The sequence below is a fragment of the Methylophilus sp. YYY-1 genome, from assembly GCF_029132825.1.
Lineage (GTDB): Bacteria > Pseudomonadota > Gammaproteobacteria > Burkholderiales > Methylophilaceae > Methylophilus > Methylophilus glucosoxydans.
In genome coordinates, this window is record NZ_WOVG01000001.1 from 1299685 (window position 1) to 1312189 (window position 12505).

The following is a 12505-nucleotide window of genomic DNA, read 5'->3' on the forward strand; positions in this document are numbered from 1 at the left end:
CACCCACCATTCAATCCGGATTGGAGGCGCTTGGCGACATGCGCCAGACGGCCAGCAAACTGATCAAGGCCATGCTGGAAAGATAGGCCCCTACCCAGGTCAAGCCACCCTGATTGACCAGATATTGAGCAATGGCAGGTGCGAAGGAGGCACCCAGAATACCACCCAGCTGATAGCTGAGCCCTGCCCCGCTGTAACGCACAGCAACCGGGAACTGCTTTGGCAGAAAAGCGCCCATGGGGGCAAAAGTGACGCCCATTAAAAACAGCGCCGCAAACAGAAAAACCAGGATCAGCCCGCTATCCGCACTGCCTAGTAAGGGCGCCAGGGCAAATCCCAGTAATACGGCCAGACCTTGTCCGAGCATCAGCACAGGTCGCTGGCCAACCTTGTCTGACCACCAGGCAGCCAGTGGCGTCGCGGTGGCCATGCCTAGCACAGCGATGCACAACAGCCCCAGAAAAACCGGGCGAGCAATGTGCAAGGTTTGCGTGCCATAACTCAGGCAAAACACCGTCGCCGTATAAAACAGGTGATAACACACCCCCATGGCCAGCGCACCGAGCACAATGGCACGTCCATGCATGACCAACAACGCCTTGAGCGGCCAGCGATGCAACTCTTTTGAAGACTGTGCCTGCGCAAATGCGGGCGTTTCAGCCAGCTTGAAGCGGACATATAGCCCGACCATGACCAGCGCCGCACTGACGATAAACGGCACGCGCCAGCCCCATTGCTCAAATTGTGTCTCCGTTAGCCCCAAAGTTAAGGCCAAAAAAGTCAGAGTTGCGAGTAAAAAGCCGATTGAAGGCCCCAGTTGCGGAAACATGCCAAACCAGCTGCGACGATGTACGGGCGCATATTCGGTTGCCAGCAAGGCAGCCCCTGCCCATTCTCCGCCCAAGCCTATGCCTTGACCAAACCGTAACAGACAAAGCAGCGCCGGCGCCCACAGCCCCCATTGATCGTAGCCTGGCAAGACGCCAATCAGAAACGTCGAGCAGCCCATGACCAGCAATGACGCGGCCAGGGTGGATTTGCGGCCGATACGGTCACCAAAATGACCAAACAGCAAAGCGCCCAGTGGCCGTGCAATAAACGCCAGACCAAAGGTCAGCAAGGCATTTAACGATTGCACCGCTGGCGCGCTGGCGGGGAAAAAGACCTGGCCAATGACCAGCGCTGCCGCCATGGCATAAATATAAAAATCGTAAAATTCGATGGCTGTACCAATAAAACTGGCAAAGGCAATGTGCTTGAGTGAGGGGCTAGACATCGCAGCATCTTAGCTGGCAGACCGTAAATCTCCAAGCCTCGCCAGCATGCGGCCGGCCAAATAAAAACGCCGGGAGATAACTACTCCCGGCGCGTTGAATAAAGCCATGACTTACTTGGAAGCCTCGGCTTTTTTCTTCAGAGGCTCTGGATCCCAACCCGCGCCCAGAGCTTTAAACAGTGACACGGTGGCTGTCAGCGTGTTTTGTCGGCTCTGAACCAAGGCTTGTGTCGCCTCATTGTGGTTACGTTGCGCATCCAGCACTTCAAGATAGCTGGAGTAACCCGCCTGATAACGATTTTGCGAAATACGCAAAATGTTGGCAGTGGTTTTTTGCTTGGACTCCGCCACCGCTTCTTGCTCACGGTATTGGCGCGCATTCACCAGCGCATCATTCACTTCGCTAAATGCAGTCCGCAAGGCGGCCTGGTAGTTAATCACGGCCTGCTTCTGCAAGGCAGAGGCCTGATCGACCCTGGCGTTCAAGCGTCCACCATTGAATATTGGCAAGCTTGCTGCAAAGCCCAGTGTCCAGATTTTGGCTGGCGCCGTAAACAGGTCACTCAGGATTTTACTCTCGCCACCATAAGCCCCGGTCAGTGACAAGGTCGGATACAGGGCTGCTTTTGCCAATTTCACATTCGCATGTGCAGCGATCAAATCCTGCTCAGTCTGGCGGATATCCGGACGTGATTCCAGCAAGGTGGATGGCAAGCCTGCGGGAGGCATCGGCGGTATCGGCATGGACATTAAACCGCCGACCGGGATTTTGACGCTTAAGTCTGCAGTCAACACTCCGAGCTGATGCTCGCTGATTGAACGTTGGCGCTGCAACTCCAGCGATTGCGCGCGTAAATTGGTCACTACCAGCTCAGCCTGGTTAACATCCAGTGCGGTATTAACACCTGCATCCAGCTGCCGTTGTGTCATGGCCAGGCTTTCTTGCGCCGTTTTGATGTTTTCGGCGTTGACGGCCAGCTGTCCATCCAGACTACGGATTATCAGGTATTGATTGGTCACGAGCCCTACCAATGACCAGCGTACTGCCTCACGGGCATACTCGGTCGACAGCAGATTGGCCCGTGCCGCGACATTGGCCGTTCTCAACTTGCCCCACACATCCAGCTCAATACTGCCGTTTAACGCCAGTTTATTGTCATTACGCGGGTTGACCCCGAAAACCGGGTTAGGCCCTGCCCCGGTAATTCTGGTACGGGTATTGTTGTTGTCCAGCGTGATGGTCGGCAGCACATTGCCAGAGGTTTCACGCGCCACGGCATCGTATTGTTCAATGCGTGCCACGGCGAGCTGCACATCACTGTTGTTGACCAGCGCAGTATCAATCAGCCTGGTTAACACTGGATCATTAAACAAGGACCACCATTGCTGCATTTGTGCCGCAGGCACCGCCGTCGACGTCGCCGCTTGGGGCTCAACATACCCCTGTGGCAGCGGACTGTCAGGGCGGCTATATAACGGGCCCAGTAACTGGCAACCTGCCAACGACAAGGCTGCCAGCGCGATGATGAGCGGGCGTTGTGCCCACACCAGTTGTTTTACTGTCGGTTTCATACCGCTTCCTCTTCTTCAACATGACCATGGTGACGCACTTTTTTCTCACTGGTCAGCCAGGTAAAGAACAATGGGATAAAGATGGTGGCAATAAAGGTTGCCAGCAACATGCCGCCGAAGACGCCCGTCCCCATGGATTGACGCGCTGCAGCACCTGCACCGGTCGCAAATACCAGTGGAATAATCCCCAGCACAAACGCCATGGACGTCATCACAATCGGTCTGAAGCGCAAGCGGGCGGCTTCAAGCGCAGCTTCAGCCAACGGCATGCCCTCTTCCATTTTTTGCGAGGCAAATTCCACAATCAGGATGGCGTTTTTAGCCGCCAGACCAATTAGCGTAATCAGGCCAATCTGGAAGTAGATGTCGTTGTTCATGCCACGCGTCAACACTGCCAGCAAGGCACCCGTCATCGCAAACGGGATCGCCATGATCACTGCCAGCGGCAAGGACCAGGTTTCAAACTGTGCCGCCAGGATCAGGAACACCATGATGGTGGCGAAGCCAAAGGCCACCAGCGCAGCAGAACCGGTCCGTTTTTCCTGGTAAGCTTGACCGGTCCAGGCAATCTGGTAACCATCCGGCAAGTTTTCCTTGGCGATTTTTTCCACCAGTTTGATCGCATCGCCAGAGCTCACGCCGGGCGCACCGCTACCGAACACTTTGGCAGACAGCAGGCCATTGTAGCGCTCCAGCTGTTCGGCACCGACGATGTTGCTGACTTTTGCCAATGCAGACATCGGCACCATATTGCCATTCGGATTATCATCCGTCGGCTGGCTACGTACATACACCTTGCCCAGGTCTTCAGGCTTCATGCGGTAACCCGCCTCGGCTTGCAACTGCACGCGGTAAGTCCGGCCATTACGGTTAAAGTCGTTGACATAGAGCGAGCCCATGGTGCTCTGCAAGGTCGCATAAATATCCGCAATTTTCACATTCTGTGACAAGGCTTTGGCTTCATCCACCTCAATGTACAACTGCGGTACGGTCGGCCGGAAGAAACTATTAATCTGTGTCAGTTGCGGATTGGCACGCATCGCATCCATAAAGTTGTTCATGACTTGCGCCAGCTTGATGGGATCCGTATCCCCATGACTCTGCACATAAACCTCAAAACCACCCGCAGAACCCAAGCCACGAATCGCTGGCGGGTTCACGGCAAAGCCCATGCCATCCGGCTGACTCATGCCTATGCCGATCAACTTTCCAACCATCTGGTCGGCATTGGTAGTACGCTTTTCCCAATCCGTCATACGGACAAACATGGTCGCCGCATTGGTTTTGTTGGCGCCGGTGAGCAATTCAAACCCATTCACCGCAAATTCATGCGCAGTGGCAGGATCTTTCGCGACCGCTGACCGGATGTTTTCCATGGTCTGGGAAGTCCGCTTCAAGGTGGCACCATCTGGCATCACCACAATGCTAATGACATAGCCCTGATCTTCTGGCGGCACAAATCCACCGGGCACGGTACGGAACAGGAAGATCATCACCACCAGCATGGCCCCAAACACGACGGCACCAATCAATTTGTGACGAAGGGTCAAGCGGACGGTGCCCGTGTACAAGTTGGTCAACCGGCCAAAGCCCTGGTTAAACTTTCTGAAAAAAGCATTTTCGTGATGACCACCACTCTTCAGAATCATGGCACATAAAGCAGGGGTCAGGGTTAACGCCACCACGCCTGAAATGACCACAGCAATGGCCACGGTGACCGCGAACTGACGATAGAGCTGCCCGGCAATGCCGCCCTGGAACGCCACGGGAACAAACACTGCGCACAGGACCAGTACAATCGCCACCACTGCCGCTTGCACTTGTGCGATAGACTTAATCGCCGCATGCAACGGGTTCAAGCCTTCCTCTTTCATCAAACGCTCGGTATTCTCCAGCACCACGATCGCATCATCCACCACAATGCCGATGGCCAGAATCATGGCAAACAGAGTCAGCAGGTTGATCGAGAAGCCGAACACATACAAGCCGGCAAACGTACCAACAATCGAAATCGGCACTGCAATCATCGGAATCAGGGTTGCGCGCCAGCTTTGCAGGAACAGGAACACCACGATCACGACCAGTACCAGCGCCTCACCAAAGGTATGGAACACTTCTTTGATGGTGGCTTTCACAAAGTCACTGGTGTCATAAGGAATGTTGTATTCCATGCCTTGCGGGAATTTGGCTTTTAACTCTTCCACCTTGGCCTTGATCGCATTGGCGGTATCCAGTGCATTGGCACCGGTCTGTAAAAAGACCGGCATTGCCACACCGGCCTGGCCATCGAGTGCAGAGGTCACGTTATAGCTTTGTGCACCCAACTCGATGCGTGCCACATCTTTCAGGTGCAAGACACCGTTCGGGCCTTGCGCACGCAAAATAATGTTGCCGAACTCTTCAGGGTCAATCAACCGTCCTTTAGCTGTCACGGTAAATGACAATTGCTGATCAGGCAAAGCGGGCTCTGCACCGATCTTGCCGGCGGCATACTGCGCGTTTTGTGCGCTGATGGCCGCAGAAATATCGCTGGTAGACACCCCCAGTTGCGCCATGCGGTCAGGACGCAACCAGACACGCATGGAGTAATCTTGCCCACCAAAAATGGTGACATCGCCCACGCCCTTGATGCGCTTGAATTCATCCAGCAAATTCAAGGTGGCGTAGTTACTCAGGAACAAACGATTATGGTCTTTGTTTTTCGAGGTGAGCATCACGACCAGCAGGATGTCATTCGAACGTTTTTGAACCACAACCCCGGTCCGGCGTACATCTTCGGGCAAACGCGGCAACGCAATGTTCACACGGTTACTGACGTTAAAGGTCGCCTGGTTGACATCGGTACCGACATCAAATGTAGCGGTAATGGTTAAGGTACCACTGCTGTCAGAGCTAGAGTTAAAGTAAAGCAGGTTTTCCACACCACTTAGCTGCTCCTCAATCGGGGCAGCCACGGTTTTTGACAGTGTTTCTGCGCTGGCACCAGGATAGCTGGCCGTAATCAGCACCGTAGGGGGTGCAATTTGCGGATATTGGGCAATCGGCAACTGGAATGCCGCTGCGAGACCTGCCAACACGATGATGATAGACAGCACGCTGGCAAAAATCGGGCGTGTGATAAAAAATCGGGTCATATCGTTTTCCCTGAGACGGGCCTGGTACATGCCCAGGCCCTTGGTAACATAATGGGCTTATTCAACAAAGACGGTGAATGCGTTAAGACTTGGCTGGTGCCGGTGCCGCTTGGGCTGGCGCAGCGTCTGGTGCATGTGGTGCCACCGGTGCACCAGGTCTCACCTTGATCAGATTGTCGACAATGACCTGATCGCCGGCTTTCAAGCCATCCAGTACCGTCCAGCGGTTGTCAAACCAGCCACCCGCGACAATCGGCCTGACCGCGGCCACCGTCTTGCCTTCTTTATCTTTTTCGGCCACAAAGACAAACTTGCCTTGCTGACCAGTCAATACGGCCGTTTGCGGAATCAGGAAGACGCCATCACGCTTGCCAGTGGTCAGGCGCACACGGACAAACTGACCTGGCAACAAGGCACTGTCCGCATTCTGGAACTCGGCCCGCAGTTGCTGCGTCCCCAATGCCGGGTCAATCTGACTGGCAGAGAAGTTAATCTTGCCTGAATAACGATATTCAGTATTGTCTGCCAGGATCAATCGTACATCCTGCACGCGGCCTGGGCGCAAATGCCCGCCCAACGCTGTGAGCTCGGACTCGGACAGGCTGAAGCGGACCCAAATCGGCGACAATTGTACGATGGTGCTCAACAAGGTAGTGTTGGCACTGACCAACGCCCCTTCTGACAACACAAAGCGACCGGCAATCCCACTCTCTGGCGCTTTAACATGCGTATAAGACAGATTCAGCTCTGCTTCACGCAGTTGCGCCTGATATTGCAACAAAGTCGCTGCGGCAACAGAGTTATCAGAGGCCGCATTATCATATTCACGCTGACTGATAGAGTGGCTCTCCAGCAAACCCTTAAGACGTTGCGCCTCACGTGCCGTTTGCTCAATGCGGGCTTTTTGCTGTGCAATCAGCGCCTTGGACTGATCTACCTGCAACTGGTACGGAACAGGATCAATCAAGAACATATCCTGCCCGGCCTTGACCGCATCCCCTTCTTGATACAGGCGTTTAAGCACAATGCCACCAACGCGGGGACGCACTTCAATTTGCTTGGCGCCCTCGGTTTGCGCAACCACCTCAGTCTGCACCGGGATAGTTTCAGCGGCGACGGTTTGCACGGTGACTGGCATCGCAGGCATGCCGCCTGCGGCTGGATTTTGCTGCTGTGAAGATTTTCCGCAAGCACTCAATCCCAGGCTTAAAGCAAGCACGAGCAAGGCATGACGAGGCTGGATAGTCTGTGAAATCAACATGTTATCCTCTGTTTAGTTTTAAAATAGACTTGATTACATACATCATTGGATGTATATTATATACAAACACGAATGTATGTAAATGGGTTTTGCAAAAAATTTGCCCATCTCGTGCCGTCACAAGTTGCCAGTGACCACTGATAAAATACGACATTCAAATGAAACATTCATGAATTTATGAAAGAGCGATAAATACTTATGGTACGTAAAACCAAAGAAGATGCCGCCATCACGCGCCAACACATTATTGATGCTGCGCGACAGATGTTTCTGCAAAAAGGGGTTAGCCGCACCAGCCTGGAACAGATTGCCTCCCATGCCAATGTTACGCGCGGCGCCGTCTATTGGCATTTCCAGAATAAGGCAGATTTGTTTCATGCCATGCGCGAAGAAGTGTATTTGCCGTTGATAGACCGCATGGATGACACCCTACTCGGGAACGCGGAAGAGTCCAATATTGACCCGCTGGGCCGCATTCGCAAACACCTCGAAAACACCGTACAGATTCTTAATGACGACACCACCACGCGCGCAACTTATGAAGTCATGATGACCAAGTGTGAATACGTGGATGAGTTTGCCGATGTACTGAAATCTATTTTAGGTAACTGTAGCGGACTCGTGCACAAAATGGAACAGGCCTACGCCAAAGCACAGGAAATCGGCCAGGTCGGCACCCAGCTTAGTCCGCAAGAACTCGCCTGGGACACCCACCTGTTTTTCTCAGGCCTAATGCACATGTGGGTCAAAGACACCGAAGGAACGTTATTCCGCGACCGCGCCATGCAACTAATCAACACACACATTAATCTGCGTAAAAAATAAGCAAAAATGCTACTTTAAACATTCCCTCGTCTGCGATTTGCAGTTAAAATAGTCAGTCTTTTCACTGACTTATCCAAGCATGCAAATCGGACCGCATCAACTTAAGAACAACCTGGTGGTTGCCCCTATGGCGGGCGTGACCGACCGTCCTTTCCGCATGTTGTGCAAAAAAATGGGGGCAGGGCTGGCCGTCTCCGAAATGGTCACCTCCAATTCCTTATTGTATGGCAGTGAAAAAACCAAGCGCCGCGCCAACCATGAAGGCGAAGTCAGCCCGATCTCGGTGCAAATTGCCGGCGCAGAACCGGCCATGATGGCCGAGGCAGCCAAACATAACGTCGACAATGGTGCACAAATCATCGACATCAACATGGGTTGCCCAGCCAAAAAAATCTGTAATGTGATGGCAGGGTCTGCCCTGCTGCGAGACGAACCGCTGGTGTCCCAAATTCTCAAGGCCGTGGTCAATGCGGTGGATGTGCCAGTCACCCTGAAAATCCGTACCGGCTGGGATAGACAAAATAAAAACGCCATCCAGATTGCCAGAATGGCAGAAGACATCGGCATTCAGGCGCTGACGATTCATGGCCGCACGCGGAATGACCTTTACCATGGCGACGCCGAATATGACACGATTGCCGCCGTCAAGCAGCAAATCAAGATTCCGCTGATTGCCAATGGCGATATCACCACGCCAGAAAAAGCCAAATTTGTGCTTGATTACACCCAAGCCGACGCCGTCATGATCGGCCGTGCAGCCCAAGGCCGCCCCTGGATCTTCCGCGAAACCGAGCACTTTCTGAAGACTGGCGAGCACATGCTGCCGCCGACCGTAGATGAAATTCACCAGGTGATGCTGGAGCACTTGCATGACTTGTATGCTTTTTATGGTGACCTCACTGGCATGCGCGTCGCACGCAAGCATATTTCCTGGTATACCAAGGGCTTATCTGGCTCTGCTGCCTTCCGTCACAATATGAATACCTTGCAAACCATAGAATTACAATTACAAGCCATCAATGACTTCTTTACCGAGCTCCGTGCGAAAAACGACCGTCTGGTCTACGCCGAGGAGACTGAACTGGATCAAGAGCACCCAGGCACCCAGGAGCTCGCAGCCTAATGCAAACTGATAGTAAATTAAGTCTCGCCGTACGCGAGTCTCTGGACGACTATTTCATGCATCTGGATGGGCAACCGCCGCATGCGATTTACGAAATGGTGCTTGGCTGCGTGGAAAAGCCCATGCTGGAATACGTACTGAACAAAGTGGGCGGCAACCAGAGCAAAGCCGCCGACATGCTGGGCATTAACCGCAATACCCTAAGAAAAAAAATGGCCGCCTACGGCCTCGAATAAGCATGACCCCGGTCTGATGACATCCCAACATCAGACCTTTTCATTTTTTAAGCCTTTTCATTTTTTATTTTGCAACTCCATTCAAACTCATTATGACGATTAAACGCGCGCTTATCAGTGTTTCCGATAAAACCGGTGTGCTGGAACTGGCACAATCCCTGCACCAACTGGGTGTAGAAATCCTTTCCACGGGGGGCACTGCAAAACTGTTCCGTGACAACCACATTCCCGTCAAAGAAGTGAGCGACTTTACCGGTTTTCCAGAAATGCTGGATGGCCGTGTCAAAACGCTGCACCCCAAGGTGCACGGTGGCCTGCTGGGACGCCGCGACCTGCCTGAACATGTGGCGGCCATGCAGCAATATGGCATTGAGAATATCGACTTGCTCGCCGTCAATCTCTATCCGTTTGAAGCGACGGTGGCCAAGCCCAACTGCACGCTTGAAGATGCGATTGAAAACATTGATATCGGCGGTCCGGCCATGGTGCGTTCCGCAGCCAAAAACTGGAACGATGTCGCCGTACTGACAGACGCTGCCCAGTACACTGAAGTGGTCAACGAGTTGAAAGCCAATCAGGGCGCCGTGTCCAAAGCAACACGTTTCAAATTGTCTGTGGCCGCATTTAACCGCATTGCCCAATACGATGCCGCCATCAGCAACTACTTGTCCGCCATTGACTTCACCGAAACCGAAGCGGCAGGCAAGCCAGTCCTGAGCCAGTTCCCAGGCCAGATGAACAGCAATTTTGTCAAAGTACAAGACCTGCGTTATGGTGAAAACAGCCATCAGCAAGCCGCCTTCTACCGTGACCTCTACCCTGCCCCAGGCAGCCTGGCCACCGCGCAACAATTGCAGGGCAAAGAACTGAGCTACAACAACATCGCCGATGCAGATGCGGCCTGGGAAGCAGTAAAATCTTTCACCGGCCCGGCCTGCGTAATTGTCAAACACGCCAACCCTTGCGGTGTAGCCCTGGGCGTGAACGCACTGGAAGCCTACAGCAAAGCCTTCAAAACCGATCCGACCTCGGCTTTTGGTGGCATCATTGCCTTCAACTGCACGCTTGATGGCGCAGCTGCCGAAGCCGTTTCCAAACAATTTGTCGAAGTGCTGATTGCCCCCGATTTTACGCCAGAAGCCCTAGCCATTTTTACCGCCAAAGCCAATGTCCGCGTGTTGAAAATTGCCTTGCCCCAAGGTGGCAATACGGCTTGGGAACAAGGCCGCAATGCCGTCGACTCCAAACGTGTGGGTTCAGGCATTTTGCTGCAATCTGCCGACAACCATGAGATGCACATGGCAGACCTGAAAGTGGTCACCAAACTGCAACCAACGCCACAACAAATGCAAGACCTGCTGTTTGCCTGGAACGTGGCTAAATACGTCAAGTCCAATGCCATCGTATTCTGTGGCAATGGCATGACCTTAGGCGTGGGTGCAGGCCAGATGAGCCGTGTCGACAGTACCAAAATCGCCGCCATCAAGGCGCAAAATGCCGGCTTGAGCCTGCAAGGCTCAGTGGTCGCTTCTGACGCATTTTTCCCGTTCCGGGACGGCGTAGACGTACTGGCCGATGCAGGTGCGAGTTGCGTGATCCATCCCGGTGGTAGCATGCGCGATGAGGAAGTGATTGCGGCGGCTGATGAACGTGGCCTGGCCATGGTCGTGACCGGCATTCGCCACTTTAGACATTAATTCTTTTTGCCACAGAGAACACAAAGAACGTCTTCAAAGCATTCCGCCTTTGAGTGCTACTCTGTGTCTTCTGAGTTCTCTGTGGCTCAAACTTAATCAGGTAATAAAAGATGAAAATTTTAGTGATTGGTTCTGGCGGTCGTGAGCACGCACTGGCCTGGAAAGCCGCACAAAACAAAGCAGTGAGCCGCGTTTATGTTGCTCCCGGTAATGCAGGCACCGCGACAAATCCTGACATGATCAATGTGCCGATAACCAAAATCGATGAGTTGGTAAAATTTGCCGAAGATGAGCAGATTGCGCTGACCATTGTCGGCCCGGAAGCCCCGTTATCGCAAGGCGTGGTCGATGCATTCCGCGCCGCTGACCTGAAGATTTTTGGCCCGACTAAAGCAGCGGCACAATTGGAAAGCTCCAAGGATTTTGCCAAAGCATTTATGGTCCGCCACAACATCCCTACCGCCAAATACCAGACCTTCAGCGAGGTCGCACCAGCGCATGCCTACATTGATGCCAATGGCGCACCAATCGTCATTAAGGCGGACGGCCTGGCAGCGGGCAAAGGCGTGGTGGTTGCCATGACATTGGAAGAGGCCCACGCCGCAGTCGATGCGATGCTGGCTGACAATAAGCTCGGCGATGCCGGTGCACGCGTAGTCATTGAAGAGTTTTTGACTGGCGAAGAAGCCAGCTTTATGGTCATGGTCGATGGCAAAAACATCTTGCCACTCGCCACCAGCCAGGACCACAAACGCCTGCTTGATGCCGACCAAGGCCCCAACACCGGCGGCATGGGCGCTTACTCGCCTGCGCCAGTGGTGACGCCAGAGATCCACGCCAAAGCCATGCGCGAGATTATTGTGCCTACCGTTGAAGGCATGGCCAAAGATGGCATCCCGTATACCGGCTTTCTGTACGCCGGGTTGATGATTACACCGGCAGGCGATGTGAAAACACTGGAGTTCAACTGCCGCATGGGTGACCCCGAAACGCAGCCCATCATGATGCGCCTGAAATCAGATCTGGTCGAACTGGCTGAACACGCAGTCAATGGCACGCTGGACCAGGCACAAGCAGAATGGGACAGACGTTTTGCCTTGGGTGTGGTGATGGCAAGCGCCAATTACCCGGATACCCCCAGATTGGGCGATGAAATTCATGGCTTGCCGAAAGACGTACAGGATGGTCATGTGTTCCACGCTGGCACCACCCTCAAGGACGGCAAGGTAGTCACCAGTGGCGGTCGCGTCTTGTGTGTGACGGCCTTGGGCGAAACGGTCAAGTTTGCGCAACAGCAAGCTTATAAAGTACTGGAACAAATCCAGTTCGACGGTGCTCAGTACCGTAAAGATATCGGTTACCGCGCCATCAAAAACTAAGC

9 protein-coding genes are annotated in these 12505 nt (G+C 53.5%); 5 read left to right on the plus strand and 4 right to left on the minus strand.

Features of this window, described 5'->3' with window-relative positions:
- Window positions 1–10 precede the first annotated feature (10 nt).
- From GOC95_RS06300 to GOC95_RS06315, 4 genes are all read right to left on the minus strand, one after another.
- Window positions 11–1276, minus strand: coding sequence for an MFS transporter (locus GOC95_RS06300; RefSeq protein WP_275356341.1), 1266 nt, complete (start codon window positions 1274–1276; stop codon window positions 11–13).
- Window positions 1277–1387: 111 nt separating this feature from the next.
- Window positions 1388–2848, minus strand: coding sequence for an efflux transporter outer membrane subunit (locus GOC95_RS06305; protein ID WP_275356342.1), 1461 nt, complete (start codon window positions 2846–2848; stop codon window positions 1388–1390).
- Entirely contained in the window at window positions 2845–5982 is a 3138-nt protein-coding gene (locus tag GOC95_RS06310) for a multidrug efflux RND transporter permease subunit (protein ID WP_275356343.1), read from the minus strand. The genes GOC95_RS06305 and GOC95_RS06310 overlap by 4 nt, the downstream gene beginning before the upstream one ends.
- A gap of 82 nt (window positions 5983–6064) precedes the next feature.
- A complete protein-coding gene (locus GOC95_RS06315) occupies window positions 6065–7243 on the minus strand; it encodes an efflux RND transporter periplasmic adaptor subunit (RefSeq protein WP_275356344.1) in 1179 nt (392 codons plus the stop codon).
- 198 nt (window positions 7244–7441) lie between these two features.
- Between GOC95_RS06315 and GOC95_RS06320 the strand changes: the two genes are divergently transcribed.
- The 5 genes from GOC95_RS06320 (at window position 7442) to purD (ending at window position 12503) form a co-directional block, all read left to right on the plus strand.
- Window positions 7442–8068: a TetR family transcriptional regulator gene (locus GOC95_RS06320; protein WP_194748696.1), complete on the plus strand. Its 627-nt coding sequence runs from the start codon at window positions 7442–7444 to the stop codon at window positions 8066–8068.
- 79 nt (window positions 8069–8147) lie between these two features.
- Complete coding sequence (dusB, locus tag GOC95_RS06325; protein ID WP_275356345.1) at window positions 8148–9191, plus strand: tRNA dihydrouridine synthase DusB; 1044 nt, start codon at window positions 8148–8150, stop codon at window positions 9189–9191.
- Window positions 9191–9427 (plus strand): helix-turn-helix domain-containing protein, encoded by a 237-nt coding sequence (locus GOC95_RS06330; RefSeq protein WP_194748698.1) that lies wholly within the window; start codon window positions 9191–9193, stop codon window positions 9425–9427. The genes dusB and GOC95_RS06330 overlap by 1 nt, the downstream gene beginning before the upstream one ends.
- Window positions 9428–9519: 92 nt before the next feature.
- On the plus strand, window positions 9520–11124 hold the full coding sequence (gene purH / locus GOC95_RS06335) for a bifunctional phosphoribosylaminoimidazolecarboxamide formyltransferase/IMP cyclohydrolase (RefSeq protein WP_275356346.1): 1605 nt from the start codon (window positions 9520–9522) through the stop codon (window positions 11122–11124).
- A 110-nt stretch (window positions 11125–11234) separates the two neighbouring features.
- Window positions 11235–12503: a phosphoribosylamine--glycine ligase gene (purD, locus tag GOC95_RS06340; RefSeq protein ID WP_194748700.1), complete on the plus strand. Its 1269-nt coding sequence runs from the start codon at window positions 11235–11237 to the stop codon at window positions 12501–12503.
- Window positions 12504–12505 lie beyond the last annotated feature (2 nt).